15 protein-coding genes are annotated in these 19,546 nt (G+C 62.1%); 13 read left to right on the top strand and 2 right to left on the bottom strand.

What is annotated here, in order from left to right; genetic code table 11:
• Nucleotides 1-54 precede the first annotated feature (54 nt).
• From parC to ABC729_RS07660, 3 genes are all read left to right on the top strand, one after another.
• Nucleotides 55-2,319, top strand: a complete 2,265-nt coding sequence (gene parC / locus ABC729_RS07670; RefSeq protein WP_495607035.1) for a DNA topoisomerase IV subunit A — start codon at nucleotides 55-57, stop codon at nucleotides 2,317-2,319.
• An 8-nt stretch (nucleotides 2,320-2,327) separates the two neighbouring features.
• Nucleotides 2,328-4,112, top strand: coding sequence for a serine hydrolase domain-containing protein (locus tag ABC729_RS07665; protein ID WP_495607034.1), 1,785 nt, complete (start codon nucleotides 2,328-2,330; stop codon nucleotides 4,110-4,112).
• A gap of 121 nt (nucleotides 4,113-4,233) precedes the next feature.
• Nucleotides 4,234-5,514, top strand: a complete 1,281-nt coding sequence (locus ABC729_RS07660) for a hypothetical protein (protein ID WP_495607033.1) — start codon at nucleotides 4,234-4,236, stop codon at nucleotides 5,512-5,514.
• Nucleotide 5,515: 1 nt separating this feature from the next.
• Here ABC729_RS07660 and trpE read toward each other — a convergent pair whose 3' ends face one another.
• Together trpE and ABC729_RS07650 are read right to left on the bottom strand one after the other, a co-directional pair.
• Nucleotides 5,516-7,030 (bottom strand): anthranilate synthase component I, encoded by a 1,515-nt coding sequence (trpE, locus tag ABC729_RS07655; RefSeq protein ID WP_495607032.1) that lies wholly within the window; start codon nucleotides 7,028-7,030, stop codon nucleotides 5,516-5,518.
• A 5-nt stretch (nucleotides 7,031-7,035) separates the two neighbouring features.
• Complete coding sequence (locus tag ABC729_RS07650; protein WP_495607031.1) at nucleotides 7,036-8,928, bottom strand: peptidylprolyl isomerase; 1,893 nt, start codon at nucleotides 8,926-8,928, stop codon at nucleotides 7,036-7,038.
• Between the two features lie 280 nt (nucleotides 8,929-9,208).
• Between ABC729_RS07650 and tpiA the strand changes: the two genes are divergently transcribed.
• The 10 genes from tpiA (at nucleotide 9,209) to ABC729_RS07600 (ending at nucleotide 19,527) form a co-directional block, all read left to right on the top strand.
• Nucleotides 9,209-9,964 (top strand): triose-phosphate isomerase, encoded by a 756-nt coding sequence (gene tpiA, locus ABC729_RS07645; RefSeq protein ID WP_495607030.1) that lies wholly within the window; start codon nucleotides 9,209-9,211, stop codon nucleotides 9,962-9,964.
• A 190-nt stretch (nucleotides 9,965-10,154) separates the two neighbouring features.
• Nucleotides 10,155-10,481, top strand: a complete 327-nt coding sequence (gene secG, locus ABC729_RS07640) for a preprotein translocase subunit SecG (RefSeq protein WP_054169655.1) — start codon at nucleotides 10,155-10,157, stop codon at nucleotides 10,479-10,481.
• A gap of 171 nt (nucleotides 10,482-10,652) precedes the next feature.
• A complete protein-coding gene (pyrG, locus tag ABC729_RS07635; RefSeq protein ID WP_495607029.1) occupies nucleotides 10,653-12,281 on the top strand; it encodes a CTP synthase in 1,629 nt (542 codons plus the stop codon).
• A gap of 99 nt (nucleotides 12,282-12,380) precedes the next feature.
• Complete coding sequence (gene kdsA / locus ABC729_RS07630; RefSeq protein WP_495607028.1) at nucleotides 12,381-13,217, top strand: 3-deoxy-8-phosphooctulonate synthase; 837 nt, start codon at nucleotides 12,381-12,383, stop codon at nucleotides 13,215-13,217.
• 101 nt (nucleotides 13,218-13,318) lie between these two features.
• Entirely contained in the window at nucleotides 13,319-13,963 is a 645-nt protein-coding gene (locus ABC729_RS07625; protein ID WP_495607027.1) for a lysophospholipid acyltransferase family protein, read from the top strand.
• A gap of 105 nt (nucleotides 13,964-14,068) precedes the next feature.
• Nucleotides 14,069-15,349 (top strand): phosphopyruvate hydratase, encoded by a 1,281-nt coding sequence (eno, locus tag ABC729_RS07620; protein WP_495607026.1) that lies wholly within the window; start codon nucleotides 14,069-14,071, stop codon nucleotides 15,347-15,349.
• 232 nt (nucleotides 15,350-15,581) lie between these two features.
• Complete coding sequence (locus ABC729_RS07615; protein WP_495607025.1) at nucleotides 15,582-16,370, top strand: crotonobetainyl-CoA--carnitine CoA-transferase; 789 nt, start codon at nucleotides 15,582-15,584, stop codon at nucleotides 16,368-16,370.
• Nucleotides 16,371-16,579: 209 nt separating this feature from the next.
• Nucleotides 16,580-16,951 carry an FtsB family cell division protein gene (locus ABC729_RS07610; protein WP_495607024.1) on the top strand — a complete coding sequence of 124 codons (372 nt, stop codon included), beginning with the start codon at nucleotides 16,580-16,582 and terminating at the stop codon, nucleotides 16,949-16,951.
• A 168-nt stretch (nucleotides 16,952-17,119) separates the two neighbouring features.
• Complete coding sequence (pdhA, locus tag ABC729_RS07605) at nucleotides 17,120-18,136, top strand: pyruvate dehydrogenase (acetyl-transferring) E1 component subunit alpha (RefSeq protein ID WP_054169650.1); 1,017 nt, start codon at nucleotides 17,120-17,122, stop codon at nucleotides 18,134-18,136.
• Between the two features lie 26 nt (nucleotides 18,137-18,162).
• On the top strand, nucleotides 18,163-19,527 hold the full coding sequence (locus tag ABC729_RS07600; RefSeq protein WP_495607023.1) for a pyruvate dehydrogenase complex E1 component subunit beta: 1,365 nt from the start codon (nucleotides 18,163-18,165) through the stop codon (nucleotides 19,525-19,527).
• Nucleotides 19,528-19,546 lie beyond the last annotated feature (19 nt).

Raw genomic sequence — 19,546 nt, 5'->3', positions numbered from 1 at the left:
GGCCAGTATAGAAGCCAGTACCCATGCCCCTACCACATCTGGTATGGATAGGGCATGACCGACGCCGCCTATGAAATCCTGGACAAGCGACTGGCCGAAGCCCTCGGTGAACGCTATCTGTCCTATGCGCTCTCCACCATTGTCTCCCGTTCGCTGCCCGATGTGCGCGACGGGTTGAAGCCGGTGCATCGGCGCATTCTGTTCGCGATGAGCCAGTTGAAGCTGGACCCCAACACGATGCCGAAGAAATCGGCGCGTGTGGTCGGTGACGTGATCGGTAAGTTCCATCCTCACGGTGATCAGTCGGTCTATGACGCCCTGGTCCGTCTGGCCCAGGATTTTGCCAGCCGTTATCCGCTGGTTGAGGGCCAGGGTAATTTCGGCAATATCGACGGCGATAACGCCGCCGCCATGCGATATACCGAGGCCAAGCTGACAGAGGTCGCCAAGGCCCTGATGCAGGGTCTGGACGAGGATGCGACCGATTTCCGCCCCACCTATGATGGTGACGGGCAGGAACCGGTGGTGCTGCCGGCGGCCTTTCCCAACCTTTTGGCCAATGGTTCCGCCGGCATCGCGGTCGGCATGGCGACCAGCATTCCGCCGCATAATGTCGGTGAGATTTGCGGTGCCCTGAACCTGATCATCGAACGCGAATTGCTGCCGGCACCGGAAAAGCGTCGGCCGGTGACGGTCGATGAACTGGTCAGTTGGGTTCGCGGCCCTGATTTCCCGACCGGCGGCGTGCTGGTCGAAAGCCGCGCCAACATCATTGAGGCCTATCGCACGGGTCGCGGTGCGTTTCGTCTGCGCGCCCGCTGGACCAAGGAAGCCTTGGGCCAGGGCACCTGGCAGGTGGTGGTCACCGAAATCCCGTATCAGGTGCAGAAATCGCGTCTGGTGGAAAAGATCGCGGAATTGCTGGCCGAGCGGAAATTGCCGCTGCTGGAGGATGTGCGGGACGAATCAGCCGAAGATATCCGCCTTGTCCTGATCCCCAAGAGCCGGAATGTTGATCCCGCCGTGCTGATGGAGCAGCTGTTCCGCAACACAGATCTGGAAATCCGGTTCAGCCTGAATATGAACGTCCTGGATGGCGGCACCATCCCGCGCGTCATGAATCTCCATGAGGTGCTGAACGCCTTCCTCGCCCACCGTCAGGATGTGCTGATCCGCCGTTCCCGCTTCCGTCTGGCAGAGATTGAGCATCGGCTGGAGGTCCTGGGCGGCTACCTGATCGCGTATCTGAACCTGGATGAGGTCATCCGCATCATCCGCGAGGAGGACGAGCCCAAGAAGGAGCTGATGCGCACCTTCCAGCTGAGTGATGTTCAGGCCGAAGCCATCCTGAACATGCGCCTGCGGTCCTTGCGCCGTCTGGAAGAGTTCGAGATCAAAAAGGAACATGACGCCCTGTCGGCCGAGAAGTCCAAGCTGACCGAGCTGCTGGAGGATGAGGGCAAGCGCTGGAAATCCATCCGCAGCGAGGTGCAGCAGATGGATAAGAAGTTCGGCCGCTCCACCGCCCTGGGTGAACGCCGGACCGAGGTTGGCGACGCGCCTGCCGATATCGTCGTGCCGGTGGAGGCGATGATCGAGCGGGAGCCGCTGACCGTCTTCCTGTCGGAAAAGGGCTGGATTCGCGCCGTGTCGCGCCACCTGACGCCCGCTGAAGTGGCCGACGCCAAGTATAAGGATGGTGACCAGGAACGCTTTGTCCTGCGCGTGCAAACCACAGATAAGCTGCTGGTCTTTGCCTCCAACGGCAAATTCTACACGCTAGGGGCGGACAAGCTGCCGCGCGGGCGCGGGTTCGGGGAGCCGGTGCGCCTGATGGCCGATTTCGGCGACGCAGAGATTGTGACCCTGTTTGCCCATGTGCCAGGGCAAAAGCTGATTGTGGCCAGCAGCGATGGAAGAGGCTTCCAGGTGGAGGCCGACGAGGTGGTGGCCCAGACCCGCGCCGGCAAACAGGTCCTTAACCCTTCTGATGGCGGGGTGGCGGCCCTGGTCATTCCGGTGGAGGGCGATGCGGTCGCCGTTATCGGCAATAACCGCAAACTGCTGGTCTTCAAGTTGGAAGAGCTGCCAATCATGACGCGCGGCAAGGGCGTGGCGCTCCAGAAATACAAGGATGCCAGCCTGTCGGACGTGAGGACCTTTAACCTGGCCGATGGTCTGTCCTGGAAGATGGGCGGGGCCGAGGGCCGGGTGCGCAGCGTCACCATGCCCGAATTGTCGGGTTGGGTTGCCTTCCGTGGCACCCAGGGCAAGCTGCCGCCAACCGGCTTCCCCCGGAACAATAAGTTCACCGATTGAACAGCCTGATGCGCCCCATCCTCTGCGCCCTCCTGCTGCTGCTCGCCATTCTGCCGGCGCGGGCGGAGGTCGGGGCGGAGATGGCGGTGGTGTTACAGGAACAGGGACTGGCGGGTGCCACCTGGGCCTTTGTCACGCCCGACGGGGTAACCACTGGTGCTGAGGGTCTGGCCGACGCCAGCAAGGGCTCCCCCATGCGTCCCGATCATCGGGTGCAGGTGGGATCGGTGACCAAGACTGTGCTGGCCACCGGTATTCTGCGGCTTGTCACGATGGGTCGCGTGTCGCTGGATCAGCCGGTCGCCGACATTCTACCCACTGTCACTATCGATAATCCCTGGGCGGCCACACACGCGCTGCGCCTGCGCCATCTTCTGGACCATACGTCCGGTTTGGATGATGCGCGGCTGTGGCAGGTGTTCAGTATGCGTCCTGCGGCCGACACGCCGTTGGTGCAGGGTATCGCGCATGAGGGGCAGGATCTGCGCCTACGCTGGCCGCCCGGCGACCGCTTTTCCTACTCCAACACCGGATATACGCTGCTGGGTATGGTGGTGGAGGCCGTGACGGGGGAGCGGTATGAGACGTGGCTGGATCGGGAGTTGCTGGCCCCGCTCGGCATGCGCGACAGCACCTTTGGCTTTGTGACGCAGGCCAGGCCGGGTGCCGACGCGCGGCTTGCCATGGGGCACTTTGATGATGGGTCCACCCAGGTCGTTATCCCCTGGTTCACCCGCCCCGCCGGACAATTCACGACCACCGCCAGCGACATGGCGATGTTTGCGCAGTTCCTGATGGGTGATGGGACAATCGATGGCGCAGGCTTCATCGCGACTGACCTGCTGCGCGGCATGGGGCGGCAGACGGGGACCGCGGCTGCCAGGGCGGGCCTGCCCGTCGGCTATGCCCTGGGGCTGCAAACCCGCGACCGGCATGGAGTTGTCGGCTTGTGCCATGCCGGCAACATCGTCGGTTATCGCTCCATGCTTTGCCTTTACCCTGACCAGAGAAAAGCCTTCTTCGTCAGTGTGAATGCCGACAGTGAGACTGCCAGCTATCCCGCGCTTGATGCTGTGCTGATCCGCGCCCTGGACGTGTCGGCCCCGGTGCCGCTGCCCCCCGTGGTGGACCCCGACAAGACGGCCTGGCAGGGCATCTACGCACCCATGCCCAACCGGTTTGCGCAATTCGCCTATCTGGACGGGCTGACGGCCACGATACAGGTGTCAGCGGTACCTGATGGCTTGTTGCTGACCAACCTGCAGAAGCCCGACCGCATGTTGTTGCCGCTGGGCAATGGCCTGTTCCGGCAACAGGACCGCACCATCGCCTCGCATGTGTTCATGCGCGATGCCGACGGCGTCTCCTTCAGCGACGGGGGGCAGAGTTATCAGCGTATACCGGCTTGGCGCTTCTGGTCGGGTTGGGTGTCGGTCGGGTTTGGGTTGTTGGGGCTGGGATGGCTGCTGGTGTCCGGTCTCTGGCGGTTGCTGGCGGGTCCGCGAAGCCTGGGTGCAATGATCCCGCTGGCGGCCCTGATGTCGCTTGGCCTGCCGGTGCCGCTGCTGATCTGGGGACAAACTTTCCTGCAACTGGGCGATCCCACACCGGGCAATATGGTTTTGGCTGCTGTAACTGGCCTGCTGCCGTTGGCCTTGTTGGTCGCCCTGATCCTGGGCCGCAGCCGTGTTGGCGCTGTTGCCTGGATTGACCGCGCGGCCACCATCGCCGCGCTGCAGTGGCTGGTCGTGCTGGTCGTGGCGGGCCTGCTGCCCCTGCGGCTGTGGATATAGGTGGCAATTGTTCGCTGGCGGAGTTATTTCCGCGCCTTCCGGATAGATGGTCGTTTCACCCGAAACGGGTCTACACTGGTCCCAGACCGTCGGTGTGATCACCGGTGGGAAGGGGGTGAACATGCGCCTTGCCGTCATCGCCGGGCGCCTGCTGTTCGGGAGCTGGATGGTGATCGCTCCCGGCACCCAGGCGCAGGCCGTCGAGGTTTTCCGGTTCCTCACCAATATCGCGCCGCCTTACCAGGAGATGGTGGACGGTACGCTGGACGGTACCTCCATGCGTGCATTCTCCTGCGTGATGGACCGGTTGGATCAGCGCTATCAGGTCGATCTGTCGCCATGGCTGCGTGCCCATGAACAGGTGCGCCAGGGTCTGGCCCAGGGCATTTTTTCGGTCGCGCCTGATATGGCGCCGGAGCCGTCGGCGGGACGGCTGTCATTGCCACTGGCCCTGGAACGCTGGGTCTGGGTCAGCGCTGGCCCGACCGGTCCCATTCCAGCACAAGTGCAAACCGGCCTGCCGGTGGCCGCCGTTCTGGGGTCCAACCAGTTGAACTGGTTACAGGCGCGCGGCACCAATGTCGATCATGCAGCCCGTAACGCGGCACAGTTGCTGCGCATGCTGATGGGCGGTCGCGTGACGGCCGTGCTGATGGACGAGGCGGAACTGGCTGCCGCGCGGCGGGAGGCGGGCATCGACCCAGGTCGACTGACCGTGGCCTTTGAACGCTACATGCCGCTGGGTGTTTTCTTCTCCGCAGTTTTTCTGCGGTCCCATCCCGGCTTCCTAGAACGGTTCAATGCCCAGGTGCCGTACTGCGCCGCCGCCAATATGTCGCTGACCCCGTTCGAGCGGCGCACGGTCCTGGCATTGGCACACCAGATACGGGATCAACTGCTGTCTGACCCTCGCCTGCTGCCTGCATTTGCCGACGCCTGGCGCGTCAATGGTGTCAGGCAGGTGCAGGAAATCGTGGCGGCGGATCGCCAATATCAGCTTCACCGGCAGCAGGCCGATGATCCGCTGGTGACAGCGTTGCGTGACCATCCGCTTTCGGCGCTGCTGCAACGGCTACGCGCTGGCTTGGCCGGGCAGGTGTCGGAGATATTGCTGTTCGACGGGGCCGGTATGGCTGTTGCAGCCGATCCCCTGTCCAGTGATCTCTGGCAGGCGGATGAGCGCAAATTCTCCATGACCGTGGAGAAAGGCCCCGGCACCACCTTCATCGACAGTATCGCCTTCGATCAATCCACCAGCCAGTTCAGCGTGCAGATCAGTTTCAGCGTCGCCGGACCGGATGCAGACCCGTCTGCCCCCGCACTGGGCGGTCTGACAGTTGGGCTGAACATCGAACGTACCTTGAACGGGCAGCATGGGCTGGCCCTGGTCAGCGCTCCCTGACTCAGGCGTTGCCATGCTCCTGGGCATAGCGCACGGCTTCCTCAGCGGCCTTGAACAGGGCCTTGGCCTTGTTCACTGTCTCCTGATATTCGGCCTCCGGGTCGCTGTCGGCGACCACGCCGCCGCCGGCCTGCACATGCATGACGCCATCCTTCAACACGGCGGTGCGCAGGGCGATACAGGTATCCATGGTGCCATTGGCCGCAAAATAGCCGATGCAGCCGCCATAGATGCCGCGCCGGGTCTTTTCTAGCTCGTCAATGATCTCCATGGCCCGCACCTTGGGCGCGCCCGACACGGTGCCGGCGGGGAAGCCGGCGACCAGCGCCTCAATCGGCGTAAACTTGGGGTTCAGTTTTCCTTCCACATTCGAAACGATGTGCATGACGTGGGAGTAATACTCGATCGTGAACTTTTCCGTTACCGTAACGGTGCCGGTCTGCGACACGCGGCCCACATCATTGCGGCCTAGATCCAGCAGCATCAGATGCTCGGCCAATTCCTTGGGATCGGACAGCAGATCAGCCGCCAGTTCCTTATCCTCCGCCGCGTCCTTGCCGCGTCGGCGCGTGCCAGCGATGGGGCGGATAGTGACGGTGTCGTCACGCAGGCGCACCAGAATCTCCGGGCTGGAGCCCACGACCGACAGGCCGCCGAAATCCAGGAAGAACAGGAAGGGCGAGGGGTTCAGGCGGCGCAGCGCGCGGTACAGCGCGAAGGGCGGCAGGGTGAAGGGCACGGAGAAACGCTGGCTGGGCACCACCTGGAAGATATCACCGGCCCGGATATACTCCTTCGCCTTCTCGACGATGCCGTAATATTCCTGGCGCGCCGTGTTGGATTCCGGGGCGGGCAGGGCGGTGATGTCCAGCGTCGTTTCGTGCGCTGCCGGTACCGGGCCTTCCAGGTCCGTCACCGATTCCGCCAACCGGGCCTTGGCGGCATCCAGCGCCTGCTGTGCGGTCACACCCGGTTGCGGGCGAACCGGCGTGATCACCGTTACAACATTCTCAATCCCGTCAAAGACCGCCATGACCGTCGGGCGCATCATGATGCTGTCTTCGATATCCAGATTGTTGGGGTTGCTGTCGGGCAGCTTCTCCATCAACCGGACCATGTCATAGCCCAGATAGCCGAACAGGCCCGCCGACATGGGCGGAAGTTCCGCCGGGAGGTCGATGCGGCTTTCGTCTAGAAGGGCGGTCAGCGCCTTCAGCGGGTCGTCACCGCAGGGCGTGAAGCTGTTGGGATCAATGGCCGCGTTACGGTTGATCTCCGACGTTGTGCCCCGACAGCGCCAGATCAGGTCAGGCTTCAACCCGATGATGGAGTAACGGCCGCGCACAGACCCACCGGTGACCGATTCCAGCAGGAAAGCGTTGGGACGCCCGCGCACCAGCTTCAGCATGGCGGAAACGGGCGTGTCCAGGTCGCTGACCAGCCGGGTCCAGAGCACCTGTGCAACTCCGCTGTCATAGGTGCGGATAAAGGTGCTGTCGTCCGGAAGGGTGCGCACGGGACTTACTCCTGCGTGGTGCGGTAAAGCTGGTTGATCAGGGACTGGTTGATGGTCACGCCATAATGGGCGCGCAGTGCGGCCAGATATTGCATGACCAGTTCATCCTGCATGGCCTGGCCCGTAGCATTGGCCAACTGCGTCACTTGGGACGCCGCCATCGGGTTGGCCGGATCGGCGGGGATGATGCCGGTCAGCTTGACCACCACCACGCCCGTCGGCTTCTCACCGGTGGCGACATCGCCGACGGCACCGTTGAACAGCGTCTGCTGGGCGGCAGCGGGCACGATGGCGCTAGGCGCGCCGGCCCGCATCAGCGGGTCGACAGCCTGCACCAGGGCGCTGGGGATACCGGCGGCGGCGTCCTTGGCCGGCGTGCCGGCTTTCAGCTTGGCGGCAACATCTTCGGCCAGCTTGCGGGCGGCCACCTGCTTCTGTTCGGCTTGCCAATCGTTCAGGACCAGGGCCTTCACCTCGTCCAGCGGCTTCAGCGCCGCCGGGAACACGGCTTCGGCCTGGACCGCGAAGAAGGCGTCGGAGCCGGCCTCCTCCACGCTGCCCGTCTGACCGGACGCGACGGTGAAGCCCGAGGCGATAATCTTGTCGATGGCGGGCAGGTCGGCACCTTGTGCAACGCCGGCGGCGTTGGCCCCCCGGCTGTCGACCTTTTCCAGCTTCACGATGCGCGCACCCACGGTCTGGGCGGCCTCGGCCAGGGGCGTACCGCCGGCCAACTCATCTTCCAGCTTGGTGGACAGCTCGAACAGCTTCTCCAGGGCCTTATCCTGGCGAACCTTCTGCGCCACCTCGTCCTTGACCTCTTCCAGCTTGCGCTCGCCACCGGCCTGAACCTTACCGACGGTGAAAATGTGGAAACCGAAGGCGCTTTCCACCGGGCCGCCGGACGTGCCCTGGGCGGCGGCAAAGGCCGGCTCCGACAGCTCGGCGGGCAGGCCGTCTTTCTGAACATCATTCAGGGTCACAGCCTCGACACCGGCCTCCTTGGCCACGTCCTCGATCTTCTTGCCGCCATTCACGGCGGCCAGAGCCTTGTCGGCCGCTTCCTTGCTGGGGAACACAGCCTGCGTGATGGAGCGCTTTTCCGGGGTGATATAGTCACCGGCATGGGCGTCGTAATATTCGCGCAGCGCCTCGTCCGTGACCTCGACATCCTTGGTCAGGGCAGCCGTTTCCAGCAGCGCCACATTCAGGCTGCGATATTCAGGGGCCGTGTAGCGGACGGCCTTGTCCTTGTGGAACGCTTCCAGCGTCGCCTGATCGGGCGATGGCGCGGGCGGCATGGCGTTGAAGGGGATGGTCACAGCCTCGAAGGTACGGCCCTCATAGCGATACCGGAACAAAGCCTCGGCAAGCGTCTTGGACGCATTGGCACCGGCGGTGACGGCGCCGATCAGGTCGCTGCGGGCCATGTCGGACCGCACATCCTCAACAAAGCCAGCTTCGGTCAATCCGTTCTGCTGCAACAGGGCGCGCATCAGGTTGGCGTCGAAATTGCCGAAACTGTCCTTGAAGGCCGCAACCTTCAGCACTTCGGCGCGCACCGTGTCATCGGCGATGCGCAGGCCCAGATCTTCTGATGCCAGCGCCAACAGCTCCTTCTGGATCAACTGTTCCAGCGCGCGGTCGCGCAGGCCGAACTGACGGGCCTGTTCCTCGCTGAATTCCGACCCCACCATCTGCTTCATGCGGTTAAATTCGGCGCGGTAGGCCTGATCCAGCTCCACGGGCGTGATGGTTCGGTCGCCGACCTTGGCGACGCCGGTCTGCACCCCCTTGGTGACATCACCGATGCCCCAGACAGCGAAGCTGATGATCAGGGCCACGAACAGGATCTTGACGACCCAGGAGCCGGCGGTGCTGCGGATGATCTGGAGCATGGGGACGCTTGCGGTTCCATCGAATTGGTGCGGCACCGCCCGCCGGAATGCGAACGGCACCGCCGGGCCACAGCCCGGAAAGCGCGGCATCATAGGGAAGCGGCACCCTGGGGGCAAGTCCGGGGGGCGGGCAGGGGCCATGTCTTGTGCATCGGCCCATGACAACGCTGACCTTTTGGACAGCGGGGGCAGGCCCGCATAATGTTTCCTTACACATAAGGCCGGCGGACCGGGGGCAACCCGGCAGACATGGCCCGGACCAAGAAGAGTAGAGGATGAAATGACCGTTCGCCGTTATCTGATTGCCGGCAATTGGAAGATGCATTGCCGGCGAAGTGATGGTGCTGCGCTGGCTGCCGATCTTGCCGCCCGCGTCGGCCCCACCGCCGATCCGCGATTCGACCTTCTGGTCTGTCCGCCCGCCACCATCATCAATCCTGTGTCGCAGGCTGTTACCGGCAGCGCCGTCGCTGTCGGCGGGCAGGATTGTCATGCCCAGGTTCAAGGCGCCCATACCGGCGATATCGCGGCGGAAATGCTGGCCGATGCCGGTGCGACCTTTGTCATTGTCGGCCATTCCGAACGCCGCACCAACCATGGCGAGAGCAGCGCCACGGTACAAGCCAAGGCCGCCGCCGCCCTGCGCGCCGGCCTGACAGCCATCATCTGTGTGGGTGAGACGGAAGGGCAGCGCGATGCCGGGCAGGCGGAGTCTGTGGTTGCCGAACAGTTGATCGGTTCGATTCCCCATGGGGCGACCGCATCCGATACCGTCATCGCCTATGAACCTGTCTGGGCCATCGGTACCGGTCGCACCCCGACCCTTGGCGACATTGCAGCCATGCACACCATGGTCCGTACCAAACTGTCGGGTCTGGTCGGCGAACCGGATGCGGTCCGCATCCTCTATGGTGGTTCGGTGAAGCCGTCCAATGCCGCTGAAATCCTTGGTCTTGCTGATGTTGATGGTGCCCTGGTCGGGGGCGCCAGCCTGAAGGCGGATGACTTCTGGGCCATCGCGCAAGCCTGCCCTTGAGACTTCGCTATGGCGCGCCGTCGCGGGACCCGCTAAGAAGCGTGACGGTTACATGACGCATGTGCATCCCGTTTCCCTGATGATGGGAAACGGGCAGCCTTGCGTTTGGGCGCGTGATGCGCCATTTGCTTCTGGTCAAGGGCCGCGGGTTCCCGAGGGTCCGTTCCAATTGGTTGCAGGGATTGTTGGGATGCAAGAGGTAGTCCTGGTCGTGCATCTGCTGATCACGCTGGCGTTGATTGGCGTGGTTCTGGTGCAGAAGTCGGAAGGCGGCGGCCTGGGTGTCGGTGGCGGCACCATGGGTGGTTTCATGACCGCCCGCGGCAGCGCCAACCTGCTGACCCGGACCACCGCCATCCTGGCGGCCCTGTTCTTCTGCACCAGCCTGATCCTGGCCATCCTGGCCGGTACAGGTTCCAGCCAGAAGAGCATTTTCGACAAGGTGCCGGCCCCCGGCACCGAGGCTCCGGCGGCGCCCGCCGAGCCGGCCAAGCCGACGGTCCCCGTCGGCCAGTAAGGCCCTTCGGCGACAGGCCCGTACTATGGCGAGAGGCGGCAGACATGCCGCCTCTTTCCGTTAGGGCATGAATATGGTGGAATGGGCATCCGTGCCCCGATGTGAAATCTCAACAAGGATTGGGCCGGAAGGACCCAACCTGTTGGCATGCTTGGCGAAGGTTAGGGTTCCATGACGCGCTTCATCTTCATCACCGGTGGTGTGGTTTCGTCGCTGGGCAAGGGTCTGGCATCCGCCGCCCTTGGCGCGCTGTTGCAGGCACGCGGCTACAAGGTCCGCCTGCGCAAGCTGGACCCCTATCTGAATGTCGACCCCGGCACGATGAGCCCGTATCAGCATGGCGAAGTGTTCGTCACCGATGATGGTGCCGAAACCGACCTGGACCTGGGCCATTATGAGCGGTTCACGGGCGTTCATGCCACCAAGTCCGACAACATCACGACGGGCCGCATCTATTCCAACGTGCTGGCCAAGGAGCGCCGTGGCGATTATCTGGGCGCCACGGTGCAGGTCATCCCGCACATCACCGACGCCATCAAGGACTTCATCGCCGCCGATCTGGATGGTGAGGATTTCGTGCTGTGCGAGGTGGGTGGCACCGTCGGCGACATCGAATCGCTGCCCTTCCTGGAGGCGATCCGTCAGTTCGGCAATGATCGCGGGTCGGAGAACGTACTGTTCTGCCACGTCACCCTGGTGCCCTACATCCCCGCCGCCGGTGAGCTGAAGACCAAGCCGACCCAGCATTCTGTGAAGGAGCTGCTGTCGGTCGGTATCCAGCCGCAGATGCTGCTGTGCCGCGCCGACCGCGATATTCCAGAGAATGAACGCCGCAAGATCGCGCAGTTCTGCAACATCAAGAAGGAATGCGTGATCGCCGCCCTGGATGTCGACACCATCTATCAGGTGCCGATCTCCTATCACGAGCAGGGTTTCGACACCGAAGTGCTGAAATATTTCGGGATGGCCGCCGATGGCGCCCCCGATCTGTCGCGCTGGGAAGAGATTGTGCGCCGTGTACGCAATCCCGAAGGCACCGTCACCATCGCGGTGGTCGGCAAATATACCAGCCTGCTGGACGCCTATAAGTCGCTGGGCGAGGCGTTGACCCATGGCGGCATCGCCAACAACGTCAAGGTCAAGCTGGACTGGATCGACGCCGAGATTTTTGAAAGCGGTGAGGCCCTGGAACAGCTTGAGCATGTGCATGGCATTCTGGTGCCCGGCGGCTTTGGCGAGCGCGGGACCGAGGGCAAGATCCGCGCAGTGCAGTTCGCGCGCGAACACAAGATCCCCTATTTCGGCATCTGCTTCGGCATGCAGATGGCGGTCATCGAAAGTGCCCGTCACTTGGCCGGGCTGAAATATGCCGGCTCGACGGAGTTCGGGAAGCCCGACCCCGCCGTTGTCGGCCTGATGACGGAATGGGTGCAGGGCAACCAGCTGGTCCAGCGTCAGGAAGGCGGCGATCTGGGCGGCACCATGCGCCTTGGCTCCTATAACTGCCACCTGCTACCCGGCACGCGCGTCTGCGACATCTATGGCAGCGACGAGATCGTCGAGCGTCATCGCCATCGCTATGAAGTGAATATCAACTTCAAAGAAGCGCTGGAGAAGGTCGGTCTGAAATTCTCTGGCCTGTCGCCCGACGGCATCCTGCCGGAGATTGTGGAGCTGCCGGACCATCCCTGGTTCGTGGGCGTGCAGTTCCACCCCGAACTGAAGTCCAAGCCGTTCGACCCGCATCCGTTGTTCACCAGCTTCATCGGTGCCGCCATCGCGCAGAGCCGGTTGGTTTGATCAGATAGGACGTGAAAGGCCGGGGCGGGTGCGAACCTTCCCCGGCCTTCTTTATTTCCGGCCCCCGCCCGCCCATATGGCGGCGTAAAGGAGCATGCCATGACCCGCACCGTTATCGTCGGCCCGCTGTCCATCGCCAATGACCGGCCCTTCACCCTGATCGCCGGCCCGTGTCAGCTGGAAAGCCGCGACCATGCCTTTGCCATGGCGGGGGCACTGTCGGAGCTGACGAAGAAGCTGGGCATCGGCCTGATCTACAAGACCAGTTTCGACAAGGCTAACCGCACCTCGGTCAGCGCGCAGCGCGGGTTGGGCATGGACAAGTCGCTGCCCATCCTGGCCGATATCCGCGACACGTTCGGTTGCCCTGTCCTGACCGATATCCACAGCGCCGACCAATGTGCGCCGGTGGCCGAGGTGGTGGATGTGTTGCAGATCCCGGCCTTCCTGTGCCGTCAGACGGACCTGCTGCTGGCGGCGGGGGAAACGGGCAAGCCCATCAATGTGAAAAAGGGGCAATTCCTGGCACCGTGGGACATGAAGAATGTCGCCGCCAAGATCGCGTCCACCGGCAACCACAACATCCTGCTGTGCGAACGCGGGGCCAGTTTCGGTTACAACACGCTAGTCAGCGACATGCGCTCGCTCCCTATCATGGCGCAGACCGGTTACCCCGTTGTCTATGACGCCACCCATTCGGTGCAGCAGCCGGGCGGGCAGGGCAGCAGCAGCGGTGGTCAGCGTGAGTTCGTGCCCGTCCTGGCCCGTGCGGCCATCGCCATCGGTGTGGCGGCGGTTTTCATGGAGACGCATGAGAACCCCGATTGCGCACCCAGCGACGGCCCCAACATGGTCCCGCTGCACCAGGTGGAAGGCGTGCTGTCCACCCTGCTGGCCTTTGATCGCATCGCCAAGGCCAATCCGGTCAGCATCTGACCTTCCGCACCTTTGACAAAGTCCCGGCATTTCCCCACCATCGGCTTATAACGAAAGGTGGGGCCTGCAACCCCGCCGGTGGTGTGAGGAAGACGCAGTCCATGTCCGTTCCGTCCCTGGGCCCCCGCAATGACCGGCGGGGTGGCCCCATTTCCCGTTTCATTGGCCGTCTGGGCCTGCGCCTGCTGGGCTGGCGTGTCACGGGTGCCTTCCCGAATTTGGAAAAATTCGTCGTCATCGGCGCGCCCCATACCTCCAACTATGATTTCTTCGTCGCCATGGCCACCATTCTGGCGACCGACCTGCGCATCCATATACTGGGCAAACACACCCTGTTCTGGGGGCCGCTGGGTCCCATCATGCGCTGGTGCGATGTGCTGCCGGTGGATCGCCGGTCGGCCCACGGTGTCGTGGGCGACTGCGTTGCCGCCATTGAGGCGGCTGAAAAGATGGTGGTGGGTGTCGCGCCGGAGGGGACGCGTAACCCAAAACCGGGGGCTGGATGGAAGACAGGCTTCTGGCAAATTGCGCGACAGGCCGGCGTTCCGATCATACCTGTCGCGCTGGATTATGCGACGCGCACGATCCGTATCGGGGAGCCGTTGGAGACGACGGACAGCTTGGAAGGGGATTTCGCCTTGCTTTCCGCCTTCTATGCAGGGGTGCAGGGGGCGAAGCGGCAGCTTCCCATGACCATCCCAATCGGTGGGACACGACCGGCGGAGCCGGCGGGCACAGCGGGGTAGCAAAAGCGTCCCTTGTCGAGGGGCGGCATCTGGCGTTATCCCCTTCATCCCGTATTTACCCTTTTCGGGTTCACGGCATCCAAGCCCACGGAAAAGAGAGGCCCCATGTCCGCCATTATCGACATTCACGCGCGCGAAATCCTCGACAGCCGCGGCAACCCGACTGTTGAGGTTGAGGTTCGTCTGGAATCCGGCGCCTTTGGCCGGGCCGCCGTTCCGTCGGGCGCCTCCACCGGCGCGCATGAAGCCGTCGAACTGCGCGATGGCGACAAGTCCCGTTACCTGGGCAAGGGCGTTCTGAAGGCTGTCGAGGCCGTGAATGGCGAGATTGCCGACACGCTGGTCGGTCTGGAAAGCACCGATCAGGTCGCCATCGATCAGGCCATGATCGATCTGGACGGCACACCCAATAAGGGCCGCCTGGGTGCGAACGCTATCCTGGGCGTGTCCATGGCTGTCGCCAAGGCGTCCGCCGATGAGTTGGACCTGCCGCTCTACCGCTATGTCGGTGGGGCCAATGCCCGCATCCTGCCTGTGCCGATGATGAACATCATCAATGGCGGCGCGCATGCCGACAACCCCATCGACATCCAGGAATTCATGGTGATGCCGGTCGGTGCGGAAACCTGCGCCGAGGCCATCCGCGTGGGTGCCGAGATTTTCCACGCGCTGAAGAAGAAGCTGAAGGCTGCCGGCCACAACACCGCCGTGGGCGATGAGGGTGGCTTTGCTCCGAACCTGTCTTCGACCACCGAAGCCCTGGACTTCATCGTCGCCGCCATCGCCGATGCCGGGTACAAGGCCGGTGAGAATGTGCTGCTGGCACTCGACGCCGCCTCCACCGAATTCTTCAAGAACGGCAAGTATGAGCTGGAAGGCGAGGGCAAGAGCCTGACTCCGGCGGAAATGGTCGCTTATTGGGCCGATCTGGTGTCCAAGTACCCGATCGTCTCCATCGAAGACGGCATGGCCGAGGATGATTGGGAAGGCTGGAAGCTGCTGACCGATAAGATTGGCGGCAAGGTGCAGCTGGTCGGCGACGACCTGTTTGTCACCAACCCGGTCCGTCTGTCCGACGGCATCAAGAAGGGTGTAGGTAACTCCATCCTGGTGAAGGTCAATCAGATCGGCACCCTGACCGAGACGCTGGAGGCCGTGCGCATCGCGCAGAATGCCGGCTACACCGCCGTCCTGTCGCACCGTTCGGGCGAGACCGAGGACAGCACCATTGCCGATCTGGCCGTCGCCACCAATTGCGGTCAGATCAAGACTGGTTCCTTGTCCCGTTCGGACCGGATCGCCAAGTACAACCAGCTGATTCGTATCGAGGAAGGCCTGGGCGGCGCGTCAGTGTATCCAGGACGTTCGGCGTTGAAGCGCGGTTGATCCTTGCGTTCCCTTACTTTTGCAAAGGGGCAGACCTTTCGGTCTGCCCTTTCTTTTTGGAGATCCCACACCGCCCGTTTGAGGCAGATGATCCAAACGACACACAATGTAGACCCGGCGTTCAGCATAGCATTGGGCTGGGCGTCTCGTGAATGATCTTGATTTGTTTTGCGAAGCCATACGATACTGAAAATGAAATTGGTCTAAAGCTGTTGATATATGGGTGGGTAAAATGGAAGTGAAGGGCGATCCTGGGTTAGATACCCTTGCAAAAATTGGCAATGAATATACTCAGCAATCTTCAAATGAACAAGAACAGCAGAGAAATTTGCTTGAAATAGCAAAATACTTGCTGCCTCGATATGGGCATCAGTGGAATGTCCATAGTTTGGTCTCAATGAAGCGGCAGACTATCAGCCGTATTCTTCATTATAACGATCTTTACCAGAAGATCGTCAGTGTGCCTGGGGTGATTTGTGAGTTTGGCGTCCAGTGGGGCTCGACCATGGCGCAGCTTATAAACCTAAGGGGCATTTATGAGCCCTACAATCATAGTCGCAAGATATTTGGATTTGATACGTTTGAAGGCTTTTCTGATCTTGATGTTAAGGATGGTGGTCATTCCAGCATTGGTGATTACGCGACGATTTCCGGTTACGAGGAGTTGCTGGAGCGCGTGCTTTTAATTCAGGAGTCATTCAGTCCAATACCGCACATGAAGAAGTTTGAGCTGATTAAGGGCGATGCGACGGTGACGATTGATGGTTGGCTTGCTCAGAATCCGCATGCCATTATTTCAATGGCCATCTTTGATATGGATGTATACAAGCCCACAAAGGTTGTTCTTGAGAAGATTATTCCTCGGCTGACCAAAGGCTCCCTTCTCGTTTTTGATGAACTGAACTGCCCTTATTTCCCGGGAGAGACTTCTGCTGTCAATGAAGTGCTAGGCCTTAACAATCTCGCGCTTCGTCGTAATCCAGGTCAGCCGTTTTCTGCCTGGGCCGTTTACGGTGATTGACAGTCCATAGCTGGCAGGTCCCTATGCCCAGAGACGATGGTTGCGGTGGCGAGCTGAGGTCAATTTGCGGGGGTTGAGCTCGTTGCGGGCACAAGCAGGTCCCTCAAAGTTAGCTTTATTAGCCATACCCATCTGATTCAGCGTGATTTTTCGTCGCGTTTTCACCTTTGTCATTGACCGCGCGACTCGGGCTGTGATTCCATCCAGCCATGACGACGATCCACACCCTCCGTTCCGCCCTTGGCCGCACCGTCCGACAAGTTGTCGGGCCGATGATTGGCGTGTCTGTCGTGGCCTATTTCGCTTATCACACGGTGCATGGTGATCGCGGCCTTGTGGCATTGACACATCTACAGAGCGAGGTTGCGCGCGCACAATCGACCCTGGATCAGGTGCGTGGCGAGCGGGAGGAGATGGAGCGCAGGGCCAGCCTGCTACGCCCCGACAATCTGGACCCCGATCTTCTGGAGGAGCGGGCGCGTGCCGTCCTGAACCAGTCGCACCCTGACGATATGGTAATCCTCCTTCCGCGACGCTCTGCCACGCAGTCCACGCAGGGCAACCCCGACCAAGGTCGGTAAGTTGCTGAAAACAGGGCGATTAGCCTAAATCAGGTTAACGCTGATTTTCTCAAGTAAAACAATCTTTTGCACTGCACACTCCTTGCGCTCCGCGGATAGTGGCGATACCTCTTATCGCATCGCACAGCGATCACGCTATTCCGCAACCCCCATCCCTGGGAGGAGCCCGTGGCAGTCACCAAGCGCCGCAGCACCCGTACAGCGGCCCCCGCGGCCCCGGCCTTGCCGAGCAAGGACGAGCTTATCCGCTATTACCGCGAAATGCTGTTGATCCGCCGCTTTGAAGAAAAGGCGGGGCAACTGTACGGCATGGGCCTGATTGGTGGTTTCTGCCACCTCTATATCGGTCAGGAAGCCGTTGTCGTCGGTATCCAGGCCGCCATGCGTGAGGGCGACAGCGTCATCACCTCCTACCGCGATCACGGCCATATGCTGGCCTGCGGCATGGAAAGCCGGGGTGTGATGGCCGAACTTACGGGCCGCGCCGGTGGTTATTCCAAGGGCAAGGGCGGCTCGATGCACATGTTCAGCCGTGAGAAGCGCTTCTACGGCGGCCATGGCATCGTCGCGGCGCAGGTGCCGATTGGCGCCGGCTTGGGCTTTGCGCACAAGTATCTGGGCGATGGTGGCCTGAACGCCTGCTACATGGGCGACGGCGCCATCAATCAGGGCCAAGTGTACGAGACGTTCAATATGGCCGCACTATGGAAGCTGCCGACCTTGTTCGTCATCGAGAATAACAAGTACGCCATGGGTACCGCCCAGGCCCGTGCGTCCGCCGGCGAGCTGTTTGAGCGCGGCAGCGCCTATGGCATTCCGGGATATCAGGTCAACGGCATGGACGTGCTGGAGGTGAAGGCGGCGGCTGACAAGGCCATCGCCCATATTCGCGCCGGCAACGGCCCGGTGATCCTGGAAATGAAGACCTACCGCTATCGCGGCCATTCCATGTCCGATCCGGCTAAGTACCGGACGAAGGAAGAGGTCAACAAGATGCGGTCGGAAAGCGATCCGATCGACAATCTGAAGAAGCTGCTGCTGGACCAGGGCATCACCGACGAGGAAGCCTTAAAGGTGATCGACCGCGAGGTGAAAGATATCGTCACCGACGCGGCCGAATTCGCCACCACCAGCCCCGAGCCCGATCCGTCCGAATTGTGGACGGACGTTCTGGTCGAAGCCTGATCAGGCCGCAGCGGAGGATTTGAGAGATGGTACAGGTTCTGATGCCGGCTCTGTCGCCGACCATGACGGAAGGCAAGCTGGCCAAGTGGCTGAAGAAGGTTGGCGACACCGTGAAGAGCGGTGAAGTGCTGGCCGAGATTGAAACCGACAAGGCCACCATGGAAGTGGAAGCCGTCGATGAGGGTACGCTGACCGAGATCCTGGTGCCCGAGGGTACCGAGAATGTCGCCGTGAACACCCCCATCGCCAGCATCCGTGGCGAGGATGAGGCGGCGGCCCCGGCGGCTGCACCCGCGCCCGTCGCCGCTGCACCGGCTCCGGCCCCCGTGGCCGCCGCCCCGGTTGCGGCTGCGCCGGCCCCGAAGGCGGCCCCTGCCGCGTCGGACGAGGATCACTGGTACAAGTCGACGCAGACCATGACGGTCCGCGAGGCCCTGCGTGAGGGCATGGCTGCCGAAATGCGCCGCGACGAGACCGTGTTGCTGATGGGTGAAGAGGTCGCCGAGTATCAGGGCGCCTACAAGATCTCCCAGGGCCTTTTGCAGGAGTTTGGCGAGAAGCGCATTATCGACACGCCAATCACCGAACATGGCTTTGCCGGTCTGGCCGTGGGTGCAGCCTTCGGCGGTCTGAAGCCCATCGTTGAGTTCATGACCATGAACTTCTCGATGCAGGCCATCGACCACATCATCAATTCCGCTGCCAAGACGCTGTATATGTCCGGCGGTCAGATGGGCTGCCCCATCGTGTTCCGTGGCCCCAACGGTGCCGCCGCCCGCGTGGCTGCCCAGCATAGCCAGTGCTACGCCTCCTGGTACGCGCATGTGCCGGGTCTGAAGGTTCTGGCCCCGTACAGTGCTGCGGATGCCAAGGGCCTGATGCGCGCCGCCATCCGTGACCCGAACCCGGTCGTGTTCCTGGAGAATGAGATTCTCTATGGTCACAGCTTTGAGGTTCCGACCGATCCCGACTTCATCCTGCCCATCGGCAAGGCGAAGATCGAACGGGCGGGCACCGACGTGACCATCGTCGCCTATTCCATCTGCGTCGGCCATGCCCTGGCGGCGGCGGAAAAGCTGGCGGCGGAAGGGATCAGTGCCGAGGTCATCAACCTGCGCTCCATCCGTCCGCTGGACGTCGATACCATCGTGGAGAGCGTGAAGAAGACCAACCGTCTGGTTTCGGTCGAGGAAAGCTGGCCGTTCGCGGGCATCGGTTCCGAAATGGCCGCGGTGATGATGGAACACGCCTTCGACTATCTGGATGCGCCGGTGGTCCGCGTCTGCGCCAAGGATGTGCCGCTGCCCTACGCGGCCAACCTGGAAAAGCTGGCCCTGCCGCAGCCCGACGATGTCGTGGCCGCCGTCAAGTCCGTCACCTACCGCAAATAAGGCAAAGGGAGGCTCTTAA

The sequence above is a fragment of the Niveispirillum sp. CC-CTL257 genome, assembly GCF_059489915.1.
The sequence above is the reverse complement of the archived record's forward strand: the minus strand, read 5'-3'. Positions and strand labels throughout refer to the sequence as shown.

Bases quoted from the DNA above. Each gene is read 5' to 3' on its own strand.
- secG (WP_054169655.1), top strand. From the start codon at position 10,155: ATGCAAGAGGTAGTCCTGGTCGTGCATCTGCTGATCACGCTGGCGTTG.
- tpiA (WP_495607030.1), top strand. From the start codon at position 9,209: ATGACCGTTCGCCGTTATCTGATTGCCGGCAATTGGAAGATGCATTGC.
- ABC729_RS07600 (WP_495607023.1), top strand. From the start codon at position 18,163: ATGGTACAGGTTCTGATGCCGGCTCTGTCGCCGACCATGACGGAAGGC.
- ABC729_RS07610 (WP_495607024.1), top strand. From the start codon at position 16,580: ATGACGACGATCCACACCCTCCGTTCCGCCCTTGGCCGCACCGTCCGA.
- ABC729_RS07625 (WP_495607027.1), top strand. From the start codon at position 13,319: ATGTCCGTTCCGTCCCTGGGCCCCCGCAATGACCGGCGGGGTGGCCCC.
- ABC729_RS07615 (WP_495607025.1), top strand. From the start codon at position 15,582: ATGGAAGTGAAGGGCGATCCTGGGTTAGATACCCTTGCAAAAATTGGC.
- eno (WP_495607026.1), top strand. From the start codon at position 14,069: ATGTCCGCCATTATCGACATTCACGCGCGCGAAATCCTCGACAGCCGC.
- ABC729_RS07660 (WP_495607033.1), top strand. From the start codon at position 4,234: ATGCGCCTTGCCGTCATCGCCGGGCGCCTGCTGTTCGGGAGCTGGATG.
- ABC729_RS07665 (WP_495607034.1), top strand. From the start codon at position 2,328: ATGCGCCCCATCCTCTGCGCCCTCCTGCTGCTGCTCGCCATTCTGCCG.
- ABC729_RS07650 (WP_495607031.1), bottom strand. From the start codon at position 8,928: ATGCTCCAGATCATCCGCAGCACCGCCGGCTCCTGGGTCGTCAAGATC.
- kdsA (WP_495607028.1), top strand. From the start codon at position 12,381: ATGACCCGCACCGTTATCGTCGGCCCGCTGTCCATCGCCAATGACCGG.
- pyrG (WP_495607029.1), top strand. From the start codon at position 10,653: ATGACGCGCTTCATCTTCATCACCGGTGGTGTGGTTTCGTCGCTGGGC.
- parC (WP_495607035.1), top strand. From the start codon at position 55: ATGACCGACGCCGCCTATGAAATCCTGGACAAGCGACTGGCCGAAGCC.